The 21,241-nt window shown below is 63.3% G+C and carries 24 protein-coding genes; 8 read left to right on the top strand and 16 right to left on the bottom strand.

Annotation, left to right across the window (positions count from 1 at the left end; genetic code table 11):
* Positions 1 to 13: 13 nt before the first annotated feature.
* The 3 genes from AACH87_RS13140 to serB all read left to right on the top strand — a co-directional run bounded on the left by AACH87_RS13140 (position 14) and on the right by serB (position 1,785).
* A complete protein-coding gene (locus AACH87_RS13140) occupies positions 14 to 682 on the top strand; it encodes an energy-coupling factor ABC transporter permease (RefSeq protein ID WP_338794907.1) in 669 nt (222 codons plus the stop codon).
* Positions 683 to 799: 117 nt separating this feature from the next.
* Complete coding sequence (locus AACH87_RS13145) at positions 800 to 988, top strand: DUF3149 domain-containing protein (RefSeq protein ID WP_338794909.1); 189 nt, start codon at positions 800 to 802, stop codon at positions 986 to 988.
* An 83-nt stretch (positions 989 to 1,071) separates the two neighbouring features.
* Complete coding sequence (serB, locus tag AACH87_RS13150; RefSeq protein WP_338794910.1) at positions 1,072 to 1,785, top strand: phosphoserine phosphatase SerB; 714 nt, start codon at positions 1,072 to 1,074, stop codon at positions 1,783 to 1,785.
* 102 nt (positions 1,786 to 1,887) lie between these two features.
* On the opposite strand, the gene AACH87_RS13155 is transcribed toward serB, so the two are convergent.
* Positions 1,888 to 2,373, bottom strand: a complete 486-nt coding sequence (locus AACH87_RS13155) for an Rrf2 family transcriptional regulator (protein WP_338794911.1) — start codon at positions 2,371 to 2,373, stop codon at positions 1,888 to 1,890.
* Between the two features lie 90 nt (positions 2,374 to 2,463).
* Between AACH87_RS13155 and ytfE the strand changes: the two genes are divergently transcribed.
* Together ytfE and AACH87_RS13165 are read left to right on the top strand one after the other, a co-directional pair.
* A complete protein-coding gene (gene ytfE, locus AACH87_RS13160) occupies positions 2,464 to 3,189 on the top strand; it encodes an iron-sulfur cluster repair protein YtfE (RefSeq protein ID WP_338794912.1) in 726 nt (241 codons plus the stop codon).
* A gap of 17 nt (positions 3,190 to 3,206) precedes the next feature.
* A complete protein-coding gene (locus tag AACH87_RS13165; protein ID WP_338794914.1) occupies positions 3,207 to 3,632 on the top strand; it encodes a group III truncated hemoglobin in 426 nt (141 codons plus the stop codon).
* A 130-nt stretch (positions 3,633 to 3,762) separates the two neighbouring features.
* On the opposite strand, the gene AACH87_RS13170 is transcribed toward AACH87_RS13165, so the two are convergent.
* The 3 genes from AACH87_RS13170 to AACH87_RS13180 are packed head-to-tail and all read right to left on the bottom strand — an operon-like array spanning position 3,763 to position 4,824.
* Positions 3,763 to 3,975 (bottom strand): DUF3820 family protein, encoded by a 213-nt coding sequence (locus AACH87_RS13170; RefSeq protein ID WP_338798950.1) that lies wholly within the window; start codon positions 3,973 to 3,975, stop codon positions 3,763 to 3,765.
* A 19-nt stretch (positions 3,976 to 3,994) separates the two neighbouring features.
* Positions 3,995 to 4,366, bottom strand: coding sequence for a translation initiation factor Sui1 (locus AACH87_RS13175; RefSeq protein WP_338794915.1), 372 nt, complete (start codon positions 4,364 to 4,366; stop codon positions 3,995 to 3,997).
* 2 nt (positions 4,367 to 4,368) lie between these two features.
* The gene (locus AACH87_RS13180; protein ID WP_338794916.1) at positions 4,369 to 4,824 is read right to left on the bottom strand and encodes a DUF2721 domain-containing protein; all 456 of its coding nucleotides are present in this window, start codon (positions 4,822 to 4,824) and stop codon (positions 4,369 to 4,371) included.
* A 171-nt stretch (positions 4,825 to 4,995) separates the two neighbouring features.
* Between AACH87_RS13180 and AACH87_RS13185 the strand changes: the two genes are divergently transcribed.
* Positions 4,996 to 6,258: a DEAD/DEAH box helicase gene (locus AACH87_RS13185; protein WP_338794917.1), complete on the top strand. Its 1,263-nt coding sequence runs from the start codon at positions 4,996 to 4,998 to the stop codon at positions 6,256 to 6,258.
* A 208-nt stretch (positions 6,259 to 6,466) separates the two neighbouring features.
* Positions 6,467 to 7,708: a sensor domain-containing diguanylate cyclase gene (locus AACH87_RS13190; RefSeq protein WP_338794918.1), complete on the top strand. Its 1,242-nt coding sequence runs from the start codon at positions 6,467 to 6,469 to the stop codon at positions 7,706 to 7,708.
* A gap of 85 nt (positions 7,709 to 7,793) precedes the next feature.
* Here the strand turns inward: AACH87_RS13190 and AACH87_RS13195 are convergent, their stop codons facing one another.
* The 3 genes from AACH87_RS13195 to AACH87_RS13205 form a co-directional block, all read right to left on the bottom strand.
* A complete protein-coding gene (locus tag AACH87_RS13195; RefSeq protein ID WP_338794919.1) occupies positions 7,794 to 8,021 on the bottom strand; it encodes a SlyX family protein in 228 nt (75 codons plus the stop codon).
* 3 nt (positions 8,022 to 8,024) lie between these two features.
* Positions 8,025 to 9,215 carry a PLP-dependent aminotransferase family protein gene (locus AACH87_RS13200; protein WP_338794920.1) on the bottom strand — a complete coding sequence of 397 codons (1,191 nt, stop codon included), beginning with the start codon at positions 9,213 to 9,215 and terminating at the stop codon, positions 8,025 to 8,027.
* 121 nt (positions 9,216 to 9,336) lie between these two features.
* Positions 9,337 to 10,314 carry a tripartite tricarboxylate transporter substrate binding protein gene (locus tag AACH87_RS13205; protein ID WP_338794921.1) on the bottom strand — a complete coding sequence of 326 codons (978 nt, stop codon included), beginning with the start codon at positions 10,312 to 10,314 and terminating at the stop codon, positions 9,337 to 9,339.
* Positions 10,315 to 10,529: 215 nt separating this feature from the next.
* Between AACH87_RS13205 and nth the strand changes: the two genes are divergently transcribed.
* Positions 10,530 to 11,168: an endonuclease III gene (gene nth, locus AACH87_RS13210; RefSeq protein WP_338794922.1), complete on the top strand. Its 639-nt coding sequence runs from the start codon at positions 10,530 to 10,532 to the stop codon at positions 11,166 to 11,168.
* Positions 11,169 to 11,315: 147 nt separating this feature from the next.
* Here nth and AACH87_RS13215 read toward each other — a convergent pair whose 3' ends face one another.
* The 9 genes from AACH87_RS13215 to AACH87_RS13255 all read right to left on the bottom strand — a co-directional run bounded on the left by AACH87_RS13215 (position 11,316) and on the right by AACH87_RS13255 (position 21,207).
* On the bottom strand, positions 11,316 to 12,062 hold the full coding sequence (locus AACH87_RS13215; protein WP_338794923.1) for an aspartate/glutamate racemase family protein: 747 nt from the start codon (positions 12,060 to 12,062) through the stop codon (positions 11,316 to 11,318).
* Positions 12,063 to 12,085: 23 nt separating this feature from the next.
* On the bottom strand, positions 12,086 to 12,850 hold the full coding sequence (locus tag AACH87_RS13220) for a GntR family transcriptional regulator (protein WP_338794924.1): 765 nt from the start codon (positions 12,848 to 12,850) through the stop codon (positions 12,086 to 12,088).
* A 13-nt stretch (positions 12,851 to 12,863) separates the two neighbouring features.
* The gene (locus AACH87_RS13225) at positions 12,864 to 13,757 is read right to left on the bottom strand and encodes an ABC transporter permease (RefSeq protein WP_338794925.1); all 894 of its coding nucleotides are present in this window, start codon (positions 13,755 to 13,757) and stop codon (positions 12,864 to 12,866) included.
* Position 13,758: 1 nt separating this feature from the next.
* Positions 13,759 to 14,673 carry an ABC transporter permease gene (locus AACH87_RS13230; protein ID WP_338794926.1) on the bottom strand — a complete coding sequence of 305 codons (915 nt, stop codon included), beginning with the start codon at positions 14,671 to 14,673 and terminating at the stop codon, positions 13,759 to 13,761.
* A 179-nt stretch (positions 14,674 to 14,852) separates the two neighbouring features.
* Entirely contained in the window at positions 14,853 to 16,166 is a 1,314-nt protein-coding gene (locus tag AACH87_RS13235; RefSeq protein ID WP_338794927.1) for a PotD/PotF family extracellular solute-binding protein, read from the bottom strand.
* A 60-nt stretch (positions 16,167 to 16,226) separates the two neighbouring features.
* The gene (locus AACH87_RS13240; protein WP_338794928.1) at positions 16,227 to 17,309 is read right to left on the bottom strand and encodes an ABC transporter ATP-binding protein; all 1,083 of its coding nucleotides are present in this window, start codon (positions 17,307 to 17,309) and stop codon (positions 16,227 to 16,229) included.
* 178 nt (positions 17,310 to 17,487) lie between these two features.
* Positions 17,488 to 18,384 (bottom strand): alpha/beta fold hydrolase, encoded by an 897-nt coding sequence (locus AACH87_RS13245; RefSeq protein ID WP_338794929.1) that lies wholly within the window; start codon positions 18,382 to 18,384, stop codon positions 17,488 to 17,490.
* 200 nt (positions 18,385 to 18,584) lie between these two features.
* On the bottom strand, positions 18,585 to 19,646 hold the full coding sequence (cobT, locus tag AACH87_RS13250) for a nicotinate-nucleotide--dimethylbenzimidazole phosphoribosyltransferase (protein ID WP_338794930.1): 1,062 nt from the start codon (positions 19,644 to 19,646) through the stop codon (positions 18,585 to 18,587).
* A gap of 76 nt (positions 19,647 to 19,722) precedes the next feature.
* Positions 19,723 to 21,207, bottom strand: a complete 1,485-nt coding sequence (locus AACH87_RS13255) for a cobyric acid synthase (RefSeq protein ID WP_338798952.1) — start codon at positions 21,205 to 21,207, stop codon at positions 19,723 to 19,725.
* Positions 21,208 to 21,241 lie beyond the last annotated feature (34 nt).

A 21,241-nucleotide genomic window follows, 5' to 3' on the forward strand; every position in this document is an offset into this window, starting at 1 on the left:
CTGGAGCATTCACATGGTTCTCGAAATCACCCTGGTTGCCCTGGCCTTGGTGATTTCGCTGGGCTTGCGACCCTGGCGGTTTCTGGTGCGCGCTACTGCCCCTGCTCAGTCGGGTGATCGCCGTAGGCACGAACCCTCTGCGCTGCTGACACCCCTGCTTGCCACCTTGGTGGTCCTGCCATGGATGTGGGCCCTGCCTACACTGCATCGCATGCCGTTGCAATTGCAATGGTCAGGCGCATGCCTTGTGGTGCTCATGCTGGGCTGGCCTGTGGCCATACCGGTACTGGTAGGAGTGGGCGCATTGGCATGGACGCTTTCGCCTGCGATGGACTGGATCGACGCCATCGGTGCTACCGCATGGCTGGGCGTGGTGCCCGCGAGCCTGGGGCTTTTGCTGGGCGCGCTGGTGAGACGGCTGACGGGAACCCAGCCTTTTGTATACGTCCTTGGACGGGCCTTTCTCGGCACCGTGGCATGCGTCTTCCTGGCTGGGCTCCTGTCTCAGTGGAGCGGTCACGCGCTGCCTGGCGTGGGAGGGGAGCTGTCTTTGGTGGCCCGCTGGCTCATGGCCTGGGGAGATGGATTTGTCACGGGCATGCTCACAGCCATCTTCGTGGCGTTCAAACCGGAATGGCTGGCTACATGGTCCGATAGGCTTTACATCCCCCGGCCCAAATGATGCGAATCAATGGTCAGGAGCGCGAGCCACACCTCATCGCAATGGTTGATACAGCGCAAGGGTTAAAGACGATGGCAGCGCGATAGTGACACCACTCATTACCAACAGGAGGGTTTCATGAAGTTGCTGAACGATCTCTTGCATACCGACTACGGCCTGATGAGCATCATCGTCATCACGATCACGCTGGGCATGGCCGTCTTCTTCATACGCATGTTTCTGGTCAAGATGAGCGAGCCGCCCAAACCCAATCCAGCCAAGGCAGCGCTGGCTGCACGAAAGCAGTCCCAGGCATCCGCCCATTAAGGTCTGGTCTCATCAGGGTCCTGAGTTCTGCACGGCGATACCATTGCGGGTTCTGTGACCCGCTATTTACCGCTGTCTTTGCCATGACCCTTGCTACCGAATTTGCCCCTGGCCTTTTTGTCCAGGGCATCGAAACACCTCAGTCCCTGTCGAACTACAAGCTCATCGCTTTTGACATGGACTCCACCCTGATCAACATCGAGTGCGTGGACGAAATCGCTGATGCTGCAGGCAGAAAGGCCGAGGTAGCCGCTATTACCGAGGCGGCCATGCAGGGTGTGATCACCGACTACAAGGAAAGCCTTCGGCAACGCGTGGCACTGCTCAAGGGCGTGACAGTGGCCCACATGGAAGAGGTATTCAGCCAGCGCCTGCGCTTCAACCCCGGTGCCAAGGAACTGGTCTCTGCAGCCAAAGCTGCTGGGCTGACCACATTGCTGGTGTCAGGCGGCTTCACGTTTTTTGCCAACCGGGTCAAGGCTGGGCTGGGCATTGACTTTGCACGCTCCAATATGCTGGAAATCGAGAACGATGTGCTCACCGGCCGCATGCTGGACCAGCCATGGGGCGACATTTGCGACGGTGCCGAAAAGCGCCGCACGCTGCTGGAAGTGGCTTCACTCATGGGCATCGCACCCTCACAGGCCATTGCCGTGGGCGACGGAGCAAACGACCTGCCAATGATGGGTGTCGCGGGCCTGTCTGTGGCGTACCACGCCAAGCCTGCTGTGCGCGCACAGGCCAAGGTGGCTATTCAGCAGGGGGGACTAGACCGCCTGCTGGAAATTTTCCAGTAATTTACTGGGGAACACTGAGCCACCTTCTGAACCTTTTGAATGCGCCAGCGCGTTACAGACCTCGGGTACAACCGCTGGCCCACAAATCTGCATTTCGGCGCGTTAACCCTTGGCAGGTAAACCCAGCGCAGGTTTGCTGCTGCGGGGGCTGCGCCTCACCAGCGAGACTGCGCCTGCCTTGGGCGTATCCACCAAGTCAGCCAACGTCACGCCATCCAGCACCGCAAGGTAGGCGTTGATCGCCTCACCCAAAGCGCCCTTGAGTCGGCAATTGCCGGTAAGGCGGCATTGATTGACGGCAGGATCAAAACACTCCACCAGGTGGAAGTCAGTTTCCGTTTGCCTGACGACTGCCCCGAGGTTGATCTCGGCAGGGTCTTTCATTAACCGCATGCCGCCCCCGCGCCCCCGGGTGGTCTCCAGCAGGCCTTGTGCAGCCAGCTCCTGCACGATCTTCATCAAATGGCTGCGCGAGATACCGTAGCCCTCGGCCACTTCAGTGATGGTGACCGGCTGCTCCCGTCCTCGCGTGGCGGCGCAGTACATCAGTACACGCAAGGTGTAGTCCGTCCATTGGGTGAGGCGCATGGGGTTTGTCCTGGGTCAATTTAAACATGCTTGTGCTTTGCATTTTATTGAATAAAATATTCACATCAAATGCATCTTTAAGGACCCATCATGAATGCCCGCCTGCAGGAAACTCAGCCAGCCTTGAATCCCGAGCAAGCTATCGGTCAGATTGCAGTGCAGTTGCCGGGTGCAACTGCTGTCTTCCGCAGGCTGAAGCTTGATTTCTGCTGTGGTGGCAACATCAGCCTGCGCGAAGCAGTCACCCAAAAATCGCTTGATCTGGACGCTGTCCTTGCTGAACTCGCGACCCTTCAGCGCTCTGATGAGGCCCCCGCCTCCGGATCTCCTTCCGAATTGATTGACCATATCCTGGAGCGCTACCACGCCGTACATCGCGCCCAGTTGCCAGAGCTGATCCGCATGGCAAGGCGTGTCGAAGCAGTGCATCGTGACCATCCTGAAGTCCCCGCAGGGCTGGCCGACACCCTGGAGGCCATGCACGACGAATTGCTGTCGCACATGCACAAGGAAGAGGCCATCCTGTTCCCCATGCTGAAGGCTGGAGGCAATCCTTTTGTAGGGCAGCCCATAGGCATGATGCGTGCAGAACATACAGATCACGGCGCGGCACTGGACAGGCTTAACGCGCTAACCCACGACGCCACCCCGCCCCAAGGTGCATGCAATACCTGGCGTGCGCTCTACGCAGGCATTGCGCAACTCAATGACGACCTGATCAACCACATCCACCTGGAGAACAACGTGCTGTTTCCTCCGTTTGAGTCCTCTGCCGGGGCACAAACTTGCGGTACATCAGCTTGTGGTTGCCATTGAGCATGCACACTTCGCCCATGCAGCCCCTTGCCACCCACCGAACGCCCAACCCCGAGTCGATCGACGAACTGGTCCGCGCCTTTTATGCCGACGTGCGCAAGGACGCATTGCTGGGCCCGGTGTTTGACAAGGCTCTGCACGGCCAGTGGGACGCCCACCTTCAAAGACTGGTGGATTTCTGGAGCACGGTTTTGCTGGGTTCACGCACCTTCAAGGGCAATGTGCTGGACAAGCACATGCAGTTGCATGACGTGACCCCTGCCCACTTTGCTGCCTGGGTGCACTTGTGGAATGGGCATACCTCGCGCATGTTTGCTCCCGAGGTGGCACATGGCCTGCAGGCGGCAGCGCACGGGGTGGCACGCAACCTATTCAGGGGTTACTTCGGACATACGCCTGCCTTTGAGGCAGCGCGCAGTCACTCCACCGAACCCGCTACCTAAGAACCTGTTCAAAGATCAACTCACAAAACTCTTCTGGCGTCGTTGCCGGATCTTGTCGTACTCCGCGTCCTGCCTGCGAAGCGGCACCCACCCAAAACCACTACGGTGATTTTTTGTGAACTGCCCCAAGTCAGCGGCCTCGCAAGGGTTCGAGCAGCGCAGAAAGGCCGTTGTGGTCGATTTCGTGCATCAGGGCAAGCAGCCGACCCAATTCATTTGCCGGAAACCCCTCCCGCGCAAACCAGTTCAGGTAATTGCCCGGCAGATCAGCGATCACACAGCCCTTGTGTTTGCCGTAAGGCATCTGCACGGTCACAAGCCGCTGCAACGTCTGTGGGTCCATGCCATCAATATGCATGGCCTTATCCCCCGGCGCGTTTGACTTTGTGCCCCAGCTTCTGCAACTCGGTCATCACGCGCTCGATGTGATCACCCTGCACTTCAATCACGCCATCCTTCACGGTTCCGCCAGTACCGCAGGCCGTCTTGAGCTTCTTTCCCAGTTGCTCCAGGGCGGCGTCGTCAAGCAACACTCCTTTGATCAAGGTCACCGCTTTACCACCCCGCCCCTTGGTTTCGCGCGACACACGCACCACCCCGTCGCCCGTGGGCAAGGGCTTGTTGAGCTTACATATGCACTCTGCCTTGGGCTTTGAACAGTCGGGGCACATGCGACCATGGTCTGTGGAATAGACCAAGCCACCCAGGCTCTTGAGATCACGCAGAGAAGCCATCGCTACTTTCCCTGTGCGCTGAGGAGTTGAAAATTCAGCAGCCGTGTCGCCATCACGGTCTCTGCAAAGAAGAACAGCAGCGCCATGAGGAATGAGACCACACCGGTCAGAAAACTCGTCACCGCCCAGCTGTGTCCCCGGAAGTCCATCGTCTCACCCAGAAACAGCAGCACGATCGTGACACCGATGAAGAAGCCACAAAGCGTCAGCAGCCCGATGCAGGCATTGGCAAGCCGGCCTCGGGTGCGCAGGTAACCCAGTTCCAGGATTGCCATGTCGTGCTGTGCCGCATCGCTGGAATGCCGCGCCCGGTCCTCCACCACTCTTGCCCGGTCAATGATGCGCGCCAGGCGTCCCGCCACAGCGCCGATCATGCCCGCCACGGCGGTGAGCAGAAAAACAGGAGCCACGGCAAGCTGAATGCCATGGGTGATGGTGCTGGGTTCTATGGGAGTCATGGGGGTGCTCTTTCAGTAGCCTGAAAACGGAGGGTTGCGATTATCAGCCGCTTTTTCGCGTGTTTTGACGTGAAATGATGGCCGGCGAGGCCTCGAAAACCCTGCAGTCAGGGATACTCCTGCCTCCGCCCCGGCTCACATCATTTCCCACGTCTCGCCCCGCTGCACCTTATGTCCTTTTCCTCCCTCGGACTGTCCACCTCCCTGGTTCAGGCAGCCCATGCCAATGGGCTCGTTGAACCCACCCCCGTGCAACTGCAAGCCGTTGCCCTCATCCTCCAGGGGCGGGACCTGTGGGCCTGCGCGCAAACCGGCTCTGGCAAGACTGCGGCTTACGCCCTGCCCTTGCTGGATAGGATATGCAACACGCCCAGCCCTCGAAAGCAGCAAGGCACTCGCGTCCTGGTTCTGGTTCCCACGCGTGAACTTGCGCTGCAGGTGGGGGAAGTGCTCTCCAACCTGGCAAACAAGCTCCCGACACCCATCCGTACGGCTGTGTTGTATGGCGGCGTTTCCATCAACCCGCAGATGATGCGACTGCGGGGCGGCGCAGACATCGTGGTCGCTACGCCTGGCAGGTTGCTGGACCTAGTCCGCAGCAACGCCCTGCGGCTGGGCGATGTGCAGCATCTGGTACTGGACGAAGCAGATCGCTTGCTGGACCCAGGCTTTGCCGACGAGCTCCAGGCTGTGCTGGCCCTGGTGCCTTCGATGCGCCAAACCCTGCTCTTCTCGGCCACCTTTGCACCTGCCGTACAGACACTGGCCCAAAGCCTTCTGCGCGACCCGGTAAGGGTGGAGATATCGACCGAGCAGCAAGCCCTGCCTGACATTGCCCAGCGCGCGATTGCGGTGGACACCAAACGGCGCACCCAACTGCTCAAGCACCTTGTCCAGCAGCATGGCTGGTCACGCGTGCTGGTGTTTGTTGCCACGCAATATGCGGCAGAGCACATTGCCGAAAAGCTCTACAAAGCGGGCATCTTTGCGTCGCCCTTTCATGGCGGATTGAGCCAGGGGGCACGCAACCAGGTGCTGCAGGAGTTCAAGGATGAACGCTGGCAGGTTGTCGTGACCACCGACCTTGCGGCGCGAGGGATTGATATCGCACAACTGCCCGCCGTGGTGAACTATGACCTGCCCCGCTCTGCCGTCGATTACGTTCACCGCATTGGCCGCACGGGGCGCGCGGGCGAGCAAGGCGTCGCTGTGAGCTTTGTCACCGCAGATGCACAGGCCCATTTCCGGTTGATTTCGAAACGTTACCAGCTGGACCTTCCGCTGGAAGTCATCGCCGGATTTGAGCCCACCGAGCAACCTGCCCCTGCCTCCCAAACCACCGGTGGCATCAAAGGCAAACGCCCCAGCAAAAAAGACAAGCTGAGGGCGGCGGCTCAAGCCGCCGCTGCTACAGCCAACAACGAGGCAGACTGAACCCCGCTCGGACACCTTCCGAAAGACGCCTCCCCTGCTCTACTCCCCCAGCAAACAGAAAATCTCTACAGGAGGTAGAGCGGAGCATCAAAGTCAGAAGGGGGACAGTCATGCGCCAATAAAAGTTTTCACTGAAAGCATCAGGTGACAAAATGCAACAATCTTTTTGTGGCGCATTCTGTTCACCATGCCTGAGAGCTTTGATTTGATGCAGCTTTTGCCTGGGGCTGTTTTGCTCACACGCGATGGCGTCATCTGCTTTGCCAACCGGGCTTCAGTCAGCCTGCTGGAGGCCAACAGCGCAGCCGACATTCTGGGCAGGCCACCTGGAGATTTCGTCCACCCGCTGGACCAGACACGCTCCAGCCAACGCATAGAGCAGGTAGCCCGCCCAGAGCAGGAGGGCCGCCCCAACAAATCTTCCGAATTCCGTATCCGCACCCTCAAAGGCAATCTGCGCATGGTGTTGATCTCCAGCGTCGCCATCGAGTGGGAGGGTTCGCCCGCCTTGCTGATGTGCGGGCTGGACATGACACATCAGGGCGAAATACAGGCCCAGCTGCGCGAGAGCGAGCAGAACTACCGCCGCCTGTTCGAAAACATGCAGGACGTCTACTACCGCACCGATGCGCAGGGAGTGGTTCAGCATGTAGGGCCGGGTGTACGGCGCGTTCTGGGTTACGAGCCCCATGAAATCGAGGGCCGAACCGCCGAGTCGTACTACCCGCAAAGCTCTGACCGGGATGCCTTCAAGGCGGCCATCATGGCCAAAGGCGAGGTAGCCGACTTTCCGGGGCAGATGGTGCGGCGCGATGGCACCGTGATCGACATCTCCATCAGCAGCCACGCCCTCTACGATCACGCGGGCAACTTTGCGGGCGTGGAAGGCATCTATCGCGACGTCACCCAACGCAAAAACCTGGAACGCGAACTTCAGCGCCTGGCCACGACCGACATGCTCACCGGCATGGCCAACCGCAGGGCGTTTCTGGAGGCAGCGGAAGCAGTGTATGAAAGGGCACGCCAGCACAACGAACCCCTGGCGCTGCTGATGCTGGACCTGGATCACTTCAAGGCCATCAATGACCGGCTAGGCCATCTGGAAGGTGACAAAGCACTCGTAGCGTTTGCCACCGCAGTCAAAGCCCATGTGCGCCCGGGGGACATGGTGGGACGACTGGGGGGAGAAGAATTTGCAGTCCTGCTACCGCACACGTCGGCAGAAGAAGCCATCACCATCGCCAGTCGCATCTTGAATGGTGTGGCAGGCCTGCGGCTGGCGGACGAATCAGGGCAGACCTACCGCATCACCGCCAGCCTGGGGGTGGGCACCGTCAGCCTCAAAGACCGCAGCCTGCGGGACATGCTGGACCGCGCGGACCAAGCCCTCTACCACGCGAAAAACAGGGGGCGTAATCAGATTGCAGTGGCGGAATCGTCGCCTTCCTGAAGCCTGCTCCCCCTGCCACCGCCCACTGGATCAGAAGAATCAGCGTACACAGGGGCTGCAGCAAGAGCAGGCAGGATCAGGCAGATCAGTAATGCGGTGGCAACTCGTCACGCAGGTTGCGCACCATGCCCGTGCCTGCCTCAGGCATCTGCTGGCGCAGGTGCTTGATCTCCTCTACCAATCGCTCCATCAGCTGCTGCTGTTGGTAGATAGTCATGTTGAGCTGATCGAGCAGATCCTCGGTGTAGCTGGCCTTGATCTCCAGGCTTTCCAGGCGCTGATGCACCTGATCGAGGTCATTGGTTTCTGACATCTTTCAGATCGCCTGACCCAAACGCGCCACGCCCTCGCGGATCTTGTCGGCGTCTGCAGTGGCAAACGACAGGCGGAAGGTGGCGTGATCCGGGTTGGCACAGAAGAACGGCGTTCCAGGCACAAAGGCCACGCCCTTTTCGATGGCGCGCTTGGCCAGCACGTTGCCGTCGGCCACCTTGCCGCCCGCACCCGTCAGGCGCGCCCACACAAACAGGCCGCCCTGGGGCTGCACAAACTCAATGGCATCGCCCAGCTCCTTGCGCAGCGCGTCGCCCATGGCCTGGGCGCGCTCGGCATACACCTTGCGAACATGGGCCAGTGTGGCGGGCATGCGGCCCGCCTTGAGGTACTGCGCAGCCGTGGCCTGGGCAAAGGTGCTGGTGTGTGCGTCGCTGAACTGCTTGCACATGGTGGCCTTGCCCAGCAGCTCTGCCGGGGCAATCATCCAACCCACGCGCAGGCCGGGCGACAGCACCTTGCTCAGGCTGCCGCAGTGCACCAGCAGCTCGCGGCTGCCGGGCACGCTGGCCGACAGGTTGAGCAGGCTGGGCGGTGGCGCATCGCCAAAGTACAGGTCGCCGTAGGGGTCGTCCTCGACGATCAGGGTGTTGTGCTTCACCGCCATCTCCAGCACGGCCTTGCGGCGCTCCAGGCTCAGCATGGCGCCGCTGGGGTTGCCGAAGGTGGGGATCAAGTACACAAACTTGGGCTTGTGCTCGGCGATCAGCTTCTCCAGCTCGTCGGTCTTCACGCCGTTGCCGTCGATGGGCGCGCTGATCAGTTCAGCGCCGTACAGGCGGAAACACTGGATGGTGGCCAGGAAGGTCGGGCCTTCCACGATCACCTTGTCGCCGGGGCTGATGAGGGTCTTGCCCAGCAGGTCCAGCGCCTGCTGGCTGCCGGTGGTCACGATCAGGTTGTCGGCCGCCACATCCTTGGCGCCCTTGCTGGTCATGAAGGCTGCCAACTGCTCACGCAAAGGGTTGTAGCCCTCGGTCGCCCCGTACTGCAGTGCAGCGCCGGGCTCTTCGGCCAGGGCAGCATTGCTGGCGGCGCGGATGCCATCCACGTCGAACATGGCGCTGTCAGGGAACCCACCCGCAAAGCTGATGATGCCGGGCTTGCCCAGCAGCTTGAAGAGTTCGCGGATGGCGGAGGTTTCTACGTTGTTCAGGCGGTCGGCAAATTGCATGGCGTGTGCGGATGAAAAATGGCTAGAGACCCTGCATTGTCGCCAATTGGCGCGCAGGTTTCCTGCAGTGCGCCACGGTGCCCGCTGGAACACAGGCCGCCGTACCGCCACGGGCAGGCGATCAATCCGCCTGAATGCTGGCCCGCGCAGCCACAGCCCGCATCAACGGTAGCTCGCGCTCGATACGCATGCGCAACGCTTCTCCGTTGCCACCAATCGGGGTCAGCCCCAAATCCACCATCTTCTTCTTGAAGTCGGGCGATGCCATCGTGTCGGCCAGCGCCTTTTCCAGCTTTTTCTGCACCGCTGCAGGCAGGCCCGCTGGCCCCACAAAGGCAAACCACGACCCCATGTCAAAACCGGGGTAGCCGCTTTCTGCCACGGTGGGCACATCCGGCAGCAGGTGCAAGCGCTGCGGGCTCAACACCGCAATGGGCTTGATCTTGCCCGCCTTGATGAGTGGTGTGGAGGCCACCACGGTGTCTACCGCCAAAGGCACCTGCCCGCCCATCAAGGCCGTGAGGCTGGGTGAACTGCCACTGAACGGCACATGCATCATCTGAAACCCTACCGTGGTCTTGAGCATTTCTGCTCCAAAGTGCACCGAAGAGCCCGTTCCGTAGGAGCCGTAAGAGAACTTCTCTGGCGCAGCCTTGGCCTGCGCCACGATGTCTTTGAGTGTTTTGCCGGGGGTGTCGTTGTTGGCCACCAAAAGCAGTCCCATGTCAGCCACCAGCGCCAAGGGCGTGAAGCTCTTGACGGGGTCGTAAGGCAGGCTGCTGCGTATCGCAGGATTCATCGTGAGGGTGGTGTTCGACCCCAGCAAAAGCGTGTAGCCGTCCGCAGGTGCTTTGGCCACCATCGAAGCAGCAACCACGGTGCCTGCGCCGGGCCGGTTCTCCACCACCATCGGCTGCCCCAGGCGTTCTCCCAAGGCTGTCGCCAGCAGACGGCCCAGGATGTCTGTCGCGCCACCCGGCGCAAAGGGCACGACCAGTTTGATGGGCCGCTCAGGGTAGGTCTGGGCCAGGCCAATGCCCGGGAGGGCCAGCAAACAGGTACTGGCGACCAAAGTCGATACAAAACGGGACCGCAGCATGATGAAGCTCTCCAGAACAAGCTCAGAAACGGGCAACGCAAAGAACGGGCCATGCAGCAAGGCGTGATCACGGTCCGTGCGCAGTGCTTCATGCTACCTGCCCATCAGGAAGCGACCTCAACGGCCGCCGGCCCCACAACGGCCACGAAAGCTGCAGGACAATGCCTGACCGTGCACAACGGCCACAAAGACCACCCCACAGATCCTGATTGACGATGAAAACCGCCAGCATCGAACCATTTTTCGCCACCCTGAAAGCCGCCAACCCCATGCCCAACACCGAGCTGGAATACACCACCGTGTTCGAGCTGCTGGCCGCTGTGTTGCTGTCGGCCCAGGCCACCGATGTGGGCGTGAACAAAGCCACGCGCAAGCTGTTCCCCGTGGCGGGCACGCCGCAGGCCATCCTGGACCTGGGGCTGGAGGGGCTGGAGGGTTACATCAAGACCATCGGCCTGTACCGCACCAAGGCCAAGAACCTGATGGAGACCTGCCGCATCCTGGTGGAGCAGCACGGCAGCCAGGTGCCCCGCACGCGCGAAGCGCTGGAGGCCCTGCCCGGCGTGGGCCGCAAGACGGCCAATGTTGTGCTGAACGTGGCCTTTGGCCAGCCAACCATGGCGGTGGATACGCACATCTTTCGGGTGAGCAACCGCACAGGCCTGGCACCGGGCAAGAACCCACTGGCGGTGGAGCTGCAGCTGATGAAGCGCGTGCCCGCGGCCTACGCGGTGGACTCGCACCACTGGCTGATCCTGCTGGGCCGCTATGTGTGCCAGGCGCGCAAGCCGCGCTGCTGGGAATGCGTGGTGAGCGAGTATTGCGAATACAAGCCGAAGACGCTGGCGCCCTGAACGTGCAGAACGCATAGAACGCACTGCGCTTCAAAATTAATAGCAGCTGAGGCAAATTGCTCTAGCGCATCCAGCCAAAAACACTCGAAATCTGTGCTTTGGCAGAGATTTCTAGCCCTTGCGCAACCGTCGGCCCGCGAGGCCGGATCAGGCACCGCTGCGGGTGCCCAGCGCCGCCATCTCCTGCGACACCCCCACCCAGGCCACATCAAACCCAGCCACCTTGCGCTCCGGCGGCACGGGGTGCGCGCGCAGCGCCCAGGTGGCACCGGCGACCACGCTGTCGATCACGGGCACCGACACCTGGGGCTGCACGGCGGCGGCCATGCCTGCCAGCCCGGCGCCGCCCAGGATGACGGCCTGCACGCCCATCTGCCGCACCACATCACGGCAGGCCTGGGCCAGCAAGGCACGGGCTGCTTCGGGGTCCGCCGCCAGTTGCGCGCCGGTGGGGGCCACGGTGTGGATGCCTGCCAGCGCGTGGGCGTGGCCCAACGCCTGGGCCAGGCGCTGCAGCATGGGGCCCCAGCGCTCGCCGCCCGTCACGATGGCAAAGCGGCCATGGCGCGCGGCTTCGATGAATGACGCCTCGGCCAGGCCGGTGACGGGTACCGGGCTGCTCTCGCGCAGCGCCATCAGGCCGGGGTCGCCAAAGCAGCCGATCAGCACCGCGCCGGGCGCGGTCTGCGGCTGTGCGATCTCATGCGCCCACACATCGAGCGCGGCGTGGGCCGCCACAGCGTAGCTCGCCTCGCATGCGATGTACGGCGCGCCAAAGCGGGCCGTGGCCGTGCGCACCGCCACATGCGAGCCCGCAGCCGCCTGCACATGCCGCTGCAGCAAGGCACTGACATGGGCCGACATGTTGGGGTTGATGACGAGCAGTTGGCGCATGGAGGAAGGATGTGAAAAGCGAGTCAGGCCCCGCCCAGCAACTGCGCCAGATCGGGCGCCTCTGCCGCGGGCGGCGTGAACTCCAGCTGCGATTCGATGCGCGCCAGGTGGGCCAGCATCAGCCGGGGCGCTTCGCGCGCATCGCGCAGGCGAATCGCGTCGATCAGCGCCCGGTGCTCGCGGCAGCCGCAGGCCGTGGCCTCTTCGCGCGTCTGGGCGTGGCTGGGGCTGTAGGTCATCAGGATGAGCGAGGTGCGCGACACCAGCTCGCGCAGGATGCGTCCCAGTGTCTGGTGCCCTGCGGCCTGCGCGATGTGCAGGTGAAAGTCGCCCGACAGACGGATGGCACGGCGCATGTCGCCGCTGGCGCGGGCGGCCTCTTCGTCGTCGATGCAGGTGCGCAGCGCGGCGATGTCGGCGTCGGTGGCGTTGGCAATGAACAGTTCCACCAGGCGCGGCTCCAACAGGCGGCGGGCCTCGAACACCTCCAGCGCCTCTTGCGGTGTGGGCTGGGCGATGGAGGCGCCCCGGTTGGGTGTGAGGGTGACCACCTGTTCATTGGCCAGCCGCACCAGCACAGGGCGCACCCGCGTGCGTGACACGCCAAATGCAGCGGCCAATTTGTCTTCCACCAGCTTGGTGCCGGGGGGCAGCCGGTGGTCCAGGATGGCCGACACCATGCGGTCGTACATGTCGTTGTCACTGAGCTGGCCGGTCGTGTCGGGCTGCACGGGCGGTTCGGTAACCGCAGCGCGCGTGCGCCGGGGCTTGGGGAGGGTAGTCGTCATAAGGGTGCCGTTTTTAACCCGAACGGCCCTTGCGCCTGCGGCCCAGTGCCCACACCAGCAGCAGCGTCACGCCCATCACTGCGAACGACACCACGGTGGTGACGGTGCCCAGCGCGTAGATGGATGGCGTGGTCACGGTGCTGGTCAGCCCCTGCAGCTCCAGCGGCAGCGTGTTCACATCGCCAATGGCTTGCGAGGTGCGGGCGATTTCGTCCCAGCTGAGCGTGAAGCCGAACATGCCAATGCCCACGACCGAGGGCGCAATCAATGGCAGCACCACATGGGCAAAGCCCTGCCAGGGTGTGGCGCCCAGGTCGCGTGCAGCCTCTTCGTACGCAGGGTTGAAGCGGTTAAACACCGCAAACATGATGAGCAGGCCGAACGGCAGCGTCCATGTGAGGTGCGCGCCCAGGGCCGAGGTGAACAGGCCCAGCGATGTGCCATAGCCCTCCAGCGCGCTGTCCATGCCCAGCCATTCCAGCACGGCCTTGATGCCGTTGTCGATAAGCCGGAACTCCAGCCCAATGCCCAGCGACACGATGATGGACGGCATGATGAGGCTGGCCACCACGATGAAGAACAGCGTGTTGCCGCCCGCCAGCCGCTTGCGAAAGGCCAGCCCGGCCAGCACCGACAGCACCACCGTACACAGCATCACGGCCACGCCCAGGCCCAGCGAGCGCCACAGCGCCGCGCCGATGTCCACCACGCCGAGGCCTTCGGCCAGTTTGGCGAACCAGTGCAGCGACACGCCCCGCATCGGAAAGGTGAGCCCCCCTTCCGGTCCCTGAAAGCTCAGGATGAAGATCACGAACATGGGCCCGTACATGAAGAGCACGAACAGCGCAAAGACGATGGCCAGGGGCCAGAAGCTGGCGGGGCGGGCTTCACGGATGCGGGTGGTCATCTCACAGCTCCTTGCGAATATCGACGAGGCGCGTGAGGCCCCAGATGATCATCAGCACCACGGCCAGCAAGATCACGGCATTGGCCGCCGCCAGCGGGAACTGCAGGTACGACGTCTGCACCTGGATGATCTTGCCCACGGACGCAATCTGCTGCCCGCCCATCACGCCGATGGTCACGAAGTCGCCCATCACGATGGTGAGCACAAAGATGGAGCCGATGATGATGCCGGTGCGGGACAGCGGCACGATCACGTTCCACAGCGTCTGCCAGCCACTCGCGCCGCTGTCGCTGGCGGCTTCAATGAGGCTGCGGTCAATGCGCATCATGCTGTTGAAGATGGGCACGATCATGAACATGGTGTAGAGATGCACAAAGGCCAGCACCACCGAAAAATCCGAGAACAGCAGCCACTCGATGGGCGTCTCGATGAGGTTCATGCTAATCAAGGTTTGGTTGACCAAACCATTGCGCCCCAGCAGCGGCACCCACGAGATCATGCGGATCACATTCGAGGTCCAGAACGGGATGGTGCACAGCACGAACAGCAGCGTCTGCATGCCCGATGAGCGCACATGGAAGGCCAAAAAATAAGCCACGGTGAAGCCGATCACCAGCGTGATGAGCCACACCAGAAAACTGAACTTGAGCGTGGAGTAATACGTCTTGAGCGTGACGCACAGGCCGTCTGACATATCGCTACAGCCATCAAAGATGGACACGTAGTTCTTGAACGTGAACCCGGGCAGCAGCTCGTAGTCGTTGAAATCCCAGAAGCTGACCATCACGATCAACGCCAGCGGGATGATGAAGAACAGCGCAAACACCAGCGTGAACGGCGCTGCCTGCCACCAGGCGGCAATGCTGCGGCCAGGGACGGCAGCAGCGGGTAAGGATGGTGGGGTGGTCGTGCTCATGGTGTTTGCATTCAGAAATCAACAGCGCCGCACGCTGCCTTCGAAACCGGCGCGGCCAGAGGCCAGTGCCCCCGTGCAAGGGCCGCCCCGCCGCACCGGGGGCGTCCCCCTCCCCGCATTGCGCAGCAATGCGAGAGAGAGGGGGAAGGCGCGCAGCGCCTCAGGGGGTGACACCTCTACTACGCCGCCACGAATTCATTCCATTTCTGGACCATGTAGTTGTTCTCATCCATGATCGCGTTCCAGCAGGCAATGCCACCCATGCGCGACTCGTAGCTGCCGCCGTCGCGCACCGCACCAGCCTTGGCCAGCACGTCGCCGTTCGGGCTCTTGATGTCTTGCGTGGCAGGTTTGCCTTCCATCCAGTAGGCCCACTCGTAGGCTTCCATCTTGGCCTTGGCGGTCTCCAGCACGGCGCTGTAGTAGCCCTGGCGGTTCAGGTAGGCACCGGCCCAGCCGTCCAAGAACCAGTTGATGAACTCATACGCGCCATCGAGCTTGCGGCCGCTCAGCGTGGTGGGCAGGCCAAAGCCTGCTGCCCAGGCGCGGTAGCCTTCCTTCAGCGGTTGGAAGTTGCAGGCAATGCCTTTGGTACGCACAGCGGTGACGGCTGGGCTCCACATCGACTGGATCACCACTTCGCCCGATGCCATCAGGTTCACCGACTCGTTGAAGTCCTTCCACAGCGCGCGGAACTGGCCCTGCTTCTTGGCTTCGATCAGGGTCTTGATCGTGAGATCAATCTCCTTCTTGGTCATGTTGCCCTTGTCGGGGTACTTGTAGATGCCCATGGCCTCGACCACCATGGCAGCGTCCATGATGCCGATCGAAGGAATGTTCAGGATGGCCGCCTTGCCCTTGAATTCGGCGTTCAGCAGTTCGGCCCACGAATTGATGGGGCGCTTGATCAGATCGGGGCGGATGCCCAGCGTGTCGGCGTTGTACACGGTGGGGATCAGGCTCATGAACTGTGTGGGCGCGGTCGCAAACTTCTTGGACTTTTCGCCTTCCAGATAAATCACCTTCTTGGGCGCGGTGCCCTGGTCGCCCACGGCCTTGCCCGCCACCATGCCGGTGGTGAAGAGCGTGGTGATCTTGTCAGCGTTCTTGATGCGCTTGGTGTCGATGCCCTTGAGGTTGCCCGTGGGCACGATCTTTTTCAGCGAGAAGTACTCGGTGTCGATCAGGTCAAAGCTGTTGGGCGCCGTGACGGCGCGCTTGGTCACGTCGTCCGTGGTCACCGCCACGTACTGGATCTCGATACCGGTGTCGGCCTTGAATTTTTCGGCAATCGCCTTGTCCTGGTTCACCGCTGTGCCCAGGTAGCGCAGCACGATCTTCTCTTGCGCATGCACGGCCGGGAACATGCCAGCGGCCAAGATGCCCGCCGTGCCCTTGAGCAGCGAGCGGCGAGCCACACCAGTGGCTTCACGGACAACGCCAGTGGCATCGGAGACAACAGCAGGGGAATCAGCACGGGAAGCATCGGACATGGGAAAACTCCTTGGGTTGCGGAAGGGAACGGGTGAAAAAGAGGATGGGTGGCGATACGCTCAGGCGGCCACGGACAGCGGATGCGCCTGCTCAGGCGTCCAGTGCAGTTGCACGCCCTGCCCCACCTGGTAGGGCTGCGCGGCAAAGGCGGCTTCTGACACCATGACCGAATAGGCTGCCGTGGCGTTGGCCGACAGAACTGCGCCGTGCTTTTGCAGGCCCACCAGCACGTAGGTGCCTTGGTATTCCACGTCGGTCACCACGGCCTGCATGCGCTGGGCGCCCCAGGGCAGCTCGGCCTGGGCGGGGGCGATCTGCAGGTGGTCGGTGCGCACGCCCACCTTGCCTTCGGGCGTGTCGATCACGTTGTGCCCACCCATGAAGCGCGCCACAAACTCGCTGGCGGGCCGGTTGTAAACCTCGTGCGGGCTGCCCACCTGCTCGATCACGCCATGGTTCATCACCACCATGGTGTCGGCAAGGGCCATGGCCTCTTCCTGGCTGTGGGTCACATGGATGAAGGTCAGGCCCAGCTCCTTTTGCCAGCGGCGCAGCTCGGCACGCATCTGGATACGCAGGAAGGGGTCAAGGGCCGAAAGCGGTTCATCAAGCAGCAGCACGCGCGGCTGCGTGATGAGGGCTCGTGCCAGCGCCACCCGCTGCTGCTGCCCGCCCGAGAGTTCAGCGGGCTTACGTTCAGACAAATGACCCAGGGCCACGCGCTCCAGCAGGTCGCGCGCCTTGGCCTGGCGCTCGGCCTTGGCCACGCCTTTCATCTTGAGACTGAAGGCCACGTTATCCAGCGCCGACAGGTGCGGGAACAGCGCAAAGCTCTGGAACATCATGGCCGTGCCCCGCGCGGCGGCGGGCAGATCGGTGATGTTGCGGTTCTCCAGCAGGATGTCGCCGCTGGTCACCGACTCGTGCCCCGCAATCATGCGCAAGGTGGTGCTCTTGCCGCAGCCCGAGGGCCCCAGCAGGCAGCAGTAGCTGCCGCTGGCAATGCGCAGGTTGATGGCATCCACAGCAGGCTTGCCACTGGCATAGCGCTTGGTCAGCGCGACGACTTCAATGCCAGCGGGTGCCGGTGTGGCTTGCGCAGAGGGTTGCGAAGGTGCGGGTGCAGAGGTGTGGGCTTGCATGCCGATGCTTTACGCAAGCGCCGTGCCAGCTTTGCACACAATGTTTGCACCATTTTGTATACAAAATGCACTGATACCGGGAACGCCCGCTGTCAGAGGCCTCCCGGCTTGCACTGCCAGCAGGCATGGGGGCCTTCACCACGGCCCTACCCCAGCCCCAGCGCGGCCCCGCCCCAACTCAAGGCGCGGCCGGTGCCCCACGCAAGTGCGCCGACAAAAACGCCAGCACCCGCTGCTCGTACTGCGCCGAGGCAAAGGCGTGCAAGTCCACATGCGCGGCGCCCTCCACCTTCCACAGCGCCTTGGGCGCTGGTGCTGCGGCAAACAGGCGCTCGGTTTCGTGCCAAGGCGTGTGCCGATCTTCAGAGCCGGAAGCAATGAGCACCGGCGCATGCCACTGCGCCAACCGCGCCTCGGGTCGCAAATCTGCGGTGTGCACGCCCAGGCGCAAGGGCAACTGCCATAACAACAGGGGCGCAAGGTGGCGGCCCGCAGGCCCCAGCATGCCCGCCAGCCGGTTGCCCACGGCGTCTTCGATGGTCGGAAACATCGACTCCAGCACCAGCGCATCGGGCTCGGGCTGGGGCAACGCCAGCACGGTGGAGGCCGCCCCCAGCGACACCCCGATGACCGCCACACGCTCGCCCGGCGCCTGGGCACGCAAAAACGCCAGCGCGGCATTCACGCCCTCGCCCTCACGGGCGCCAAAGGTGATGCGGTCGCCACTGCTCTCACCATGGGCAGGCAGGTCAATCAACAGGGTAGCGTAGCCCGCAGCAGCCAGGAACCTCGCGCGCGCCAACATCTGAGTACGGTCAGAGCGCACGCCGTGCAGCAACAGCACCGCGCCCCCTTGGGGCTGCCCCGGCTTGAACCAGCCTGCGACAAATGCACCTTCAGACACAGGCAGAGGAATGCGCACCACCTGTGCACCAAAGTCTGCCGGGGCCGCACCAATGGCCCGGGCGGCAGGCTGGCTCAGCCATTGCCCTGCCGCCCACAGCACCCCCAACGCAACCACGGCAAGCGCAAAGGCAAGGGCTGCAGCGATGGCAGCGCGGCGGCGAACCTTCATGGCCGCCGCCCCACAAAGCGCGTGCGCAGCGGCTGGTGGCAATCACTGCCCCAGCAGGGGGCCAACGCCTTGAACGCGAATGGAGCGGCGGACACGCAAGCCAACTCGGCCACTATCATTTCAATAGCTGCCTGCGCTTACCCCATAAGCGCTACAGGCCAAAAATACCCCAAATGTGCAGGACATCGCGCACGCCCCGCTCACTTCACCTGCCCATCCACCCCGGCAGATTCAAAGCTCGCCATCTCGCGCAGCACCGCGCAGGCCGATTGCAGCAGCGGCCAGGCCAGGGCGGCACCGGAGCCTTCGCCCAGGCGCAGGCCCAGTTCCAGCAAGGGCTCAGCCTGCATCTGTTCCAGCATCAGGGTGTGGCCGCGCTCGCCCGAGCGGTGGGCAAACACGCAGCGCTGCAGCACCGCTGGCGCAATGCGGCTGGCCACCAGCACGGCAGCGCTGGTGATGAAGCCATCGACCACGATCACCCGGCGCTCGGCAGCGGCCTGCAGCACGGCGCCTGTCAGCGTGGCCACTTCAAAGCCGCCCAGCGCGGCCACCGCGGCCAGGGGTGTGGTGGCTTGCGCATTCACATCCAGTGCCTGCTGCAGCACGGCGCGCTTGCGCTCGATGCCAGCAGCATCCAGCCCCGTGCCTGCGCCCACACATTCCGCCAGCGGCAAGCCACCCAGGCGCGCCAGCAGCAGCGATGCGACCGAGGTGTTGCCAATGCCCATTTCGCCCAGCAGCAGCGCATTGCCGGGCAGGTTGCGCACCACTTCGGCCCCGTTTGCCAGGGCCTGCTGGCACTGGGCTTCGGTCATGGCAGGGCCTGCGGATGCGTCTTGCGTGCCGGAGGCCACTTTGCGCAGCAGCAGGCGGGGCTGGCCGGGGGCAGAGTCGCGCGGGGCAATGTCTTTGGTCACGCCGCAGTCCACTACCGTGAGGCCCAGGCCGTGTTGGCGGGCCAGCACGCTCACGGCGGCGCCACCGGCCAAAAAGTTCTCCACCATCTGCCAGGTCACGTCGCTGGGGAAGGCCGACACGCCCTTGGCCGCCAGGCCATGGTCGCCCGCGCACACCAGCATTTGCGGCTGCTGCAGCACGGGGGCCTCTGTGCCCAGCACCTGGCCGATGCGCAGCGCCAGGGCTTCGAGCTGGCCCAGCGAGCCCAATGGCTTGGTCTTGTGGTCCAGCACATGCTGCAGGCGGGCGGTGAGGGCTGCGTCGTTCAGGTCGGCAATGACTGGCAAGGTGAAAGTCGTCATGGTGTCTGGCAATTGGGTGAATTCAAAAACAGGGGCCGATGCTGCGCCGCGCAGTGGACCTGCGCAAGCACACAGGTCAAGACGGGCGCGGATCGCTGTGCGGTGCCACCAGCCCCTGCAGGAAGCCGGGGGCAAAGTGCGTTTGCGCCATCGCGGCCAGGCCGTCAAACACGGCGTCCAGCGTGGGCACGGGGGCTGCGCCATCGCGGCCAAACAGGGCTTGCAGGGCGGCGGGGTCTTCCAGCAGGCCATGCAGGTACAGGCCCAGCACGTTGCCCTGCGGGTTTTGCCAGCACATGCCGGGGATCACCTCGCGGGCGACATCGCCTTTGGCGGCCATGGCGGGGTGCTGGGCCGTCTGGCCGTGGTGGATTTCGTAGCCCTGCACGGCCACACCGGCCAACGCCGACCAGGGGCCTTGCACCGCGCCAAACTGCGCACGGGTGCGCTGCACGGTCTTGGCCACTTCAAAGGTGGTGACCAGGGGCAGCAGGCCCAGGCCGGGGGCGTTGCCGTCAATGCCTGCGGTGTCGATCAGCGCCTCGCCCAGCATCTGCAGGCCTCCGCACACGCCCAGCACGGTGCCACCCTGCCCTGCATGGTGGGCAATGGCCTGGTCCAGCCCTTGGGCACGCAGCCAGGCCAGGTCGGCCGCGGTGGCCTTGGAACCGGGCAGCACCACCCAGTCGCTGGTTTTCAAGCCTGCCAAGTCAGCCGGGCTGCGGGCCCACAGCAGGCGCACACCGGGCACGTTTTTGAGGGGCTGGAACTCGTCCAGGTTGCTGATGCGCGGGTAGGCCACCACGGCCACCGTGGTGTGCACCGTGCCTGCAGCCAGCGTGCGGTCGTCAAACACGCCGTCTTCTTCAGGCAGGCCATGACGCCAGTTCATGGGGATGGTGGCCACGGTGGGCACGCCGGTCAGGTCTTGCAGCATTTGCGGGGCCGGGGCCAGCAGGCTGGCGTCACCGCGAAACTTGTTGAGCACAAAGCCGTGGATGAGCGCGCGCTCGTCCTCGGGCAGCAGCGCCCAGGTGCCGTACAGGTGGGCAAAGGCGCCGCCCCGGTCAATGTCCGTCACCAGCAGGCAGGCGGCCCCCACATGCCGCGCCACGCGCATGTTGACGATGTCGCTCGCGTGCAGGTTGATCTCGGCGGGTGAGCCTGCGCCTTCGATCACGACCACATCGTTCTCGGCCCGCAGCGCATCGAGCGCAGCGGCAATCTGCGGCCACACCAGGGCGCTGCGGCCGCGCCAGGGCAAGGCTGTGAGCTCGGCACTCACCTGCCCCATCAGCACGACCTGGCTGTGGGTATCGGCCTCGGGCTTGAGTAGCAGCGGGTTCATGCGCACCTCGGGCTCGGCGCGGGCGGCCAGTGCCTGAAAGTATTGGGCAGAGCCGATCTCTCCTTGCCCGGTGGCGCTGCTCACCACGCGGGCGTTGTTGCTCATGTTCTGCGCCTTGAAGGGCGCAACCTTGAGGCCCAGGTTGCTGTAGTAGCGGCACAGCGCGGTGGCAAGCCAGCTTTTGCCTGCGCCGCTGGTGGTGCCCAGCACCATCACGCAGCGGGCCAGTGGCCTTGGGGGATTGGAA

It is taken from the genome of Acidovorax sp. DW039, assembly GCF_037101375.1.
Lineage (GTDB): Bacteria > Pseudomonadota > Gammaproteobacteria > Burkholderiales > Burkholderiaceae_C > Acidovorax.

Bases quoted from the DNA above. Each gene is read 5' to 3' on its own strand.
- AACH87_RS13195 (WP_338794919.1), bottom strand. From the start codon at position 8,021: ATGTCAGAAACCAATGACCTCGATCAGGTGCATCAGCGCCTGGAAAGC.
- AACH87_RS13185 (WP_338794917.1), top strand. From the start codon at position 4,996: ATGTCCTTTTCCTCCCTCGGACTGTCCACCTCCCTGGTTCAGGCAGCC.
- AACH87_RS13230 (WP_338794926.1), bottom strand. From the start codon at position 14,673: ATGAGCACGACCACCCCACCATCCTTACCCGCTGCTGCCGTCCCTGGC.
- AACH87_RS13205 (WP_338794921.1), bottom strand. From the start codon at position 10,314: ATGCTGCGGTCCCGTTTTGTATCGACTTTGGTCGCCAGTACCTGTTTG.
- AACH87_RS13190 (WP_338794918.1), top strand. From the start codon at position 6,467: ATGCAGCTTTTGCCTGGGGCTGTTTTGCTCACACGCGATGGCGTCATC.
- AACH87_RS13225 (WP_338794925.1), bottom strand. From the start codon at position 13,757: ATGACCACCCGCATCCGTGAAGCCCGCCCCGCCAGCTTCTGGCCCCTG.
- AACH87_RS13180 (WP_338794916.1), bottom strand. From the start codon at position 4,824: ATGACTCCCATAGAACCCAGCACCATCACCCATGGCATTCAGCTTGCC.
- AACH87_RS13235 (WP_338794927.1), bottom strand. From the start codon at position 16,166: ATGTCCGATGCTTCCCGTGCTGATTCCCCTGCTGTTGTCTCCGATGCC.
- AACH87_RS13220 (WP_338794924.1), bottom strand. From the start codon at position 12,850: ATGACGACTACCCTCCCCAAGCCCCGGCGCACGCGCGCTGCGGTTACC.
- AACH87_RS13245 (WP_338794929.1), bottom strand. From the start codon at position 18,384: ATGAAGGTTCGCCGCCGCGCTGCCATCGCTGCAGCCCTTGCCTTTGCG.
- AACH87_RS13170 (WP_338798950.1), bottom strand. From the start codon at position 3,975: ATGGACCCACAGACGTTGCAGCGGCTTGTGACCGTGCAGATGCCTTAC.
- AACH87_RS13175 (WP_338794915.1), bottom strand. From the start codon at position 4,366: ATGGCTTCTCTGCGTGATCTCAAGAGCCTGGGTGGCTTGGTCTATTCC.
- serB (WP_338794910.1), top strand. From the start codon at position 1,072: ATGACCCTTGCTACCGAATTTGCCCCTGGCCTTTTTGTCCAGGGCATC.
- nth (WP_338794922.1), top strand. From the start codon at position 10,530: ATGAAAACCGCCAGCATCGAACCATTTTTCGCCACCCTGAAAGCCGCC.
- cobT (WP_338794930.1), bottom strand. From the start codon at position 19,646: ATGACGACTTTCACCTTGCCAGTCATTGCCGACCTGAACGACGCAGCC.
- AACH87_RS13165 (WP_338794914.1), top strand. From the start codon at position 3,207: ATGCAGCCCCTTGCCACCCACCGAACGCCCAACCCCGAGTCGATCGAC.
- AACH87_RS13240 (WP_338794928.1), bottom strand. From the start codon at position 17,309: ATGCAAGCCCACACCTCTGCACCCGCACCTTCGCAACCCTCTGCGCAA.
- AACH87_RS13155 (WP_338794911.1), bottom strand. From the start codon at position 2,373: ATGCGCCTCACCCAATGGACGGACTACACCTTGCGTGTACTGATGTAC.
- AACH87_RS13145 (WP_338794909.1), top strand. From the start codon at position 800: ATGAAGTTGCTGAACGATCTCTTGCATACCGACTACGGCCTGATGAGC.
- ytfE (WP_338794912.1), top strand. From the start codon at position 2,464: ATGAATGCCCGCCTGCAGGAAACTCAGCCAGCCTTGAATCCCGAGCAA.
- AACH87_RS13200 (WP_338794920.1), bottom strand. From the start codon at position 9,215: ATGCAATTTGCCGACCGCCTGAACAACGTAGAAACCTCCGCCATCCGC.
- AACH87_RS13215 (WP_338794923.1), bottom strand. From the start codon at position 12,062: ATGCGCCAACTGCTCGTCATCAACCCCAACATGTCGGCCCATGTCAGT.
- AACH87_RS13255 (WP_338798952.1), bottom strand. From the start codon at position 21,207: ATGGTGCTGGGCACCACCAGCGGCGCAGGCAAAAGCTGGCTTGCCACC.
- AACH87_RS13140 (WP_338794907.1), top strand. From the start codon at position 14: ATGGTTCTCGAAATCACCCTGGTTGCCCTGGCCTTGGTGATTTCGCTG.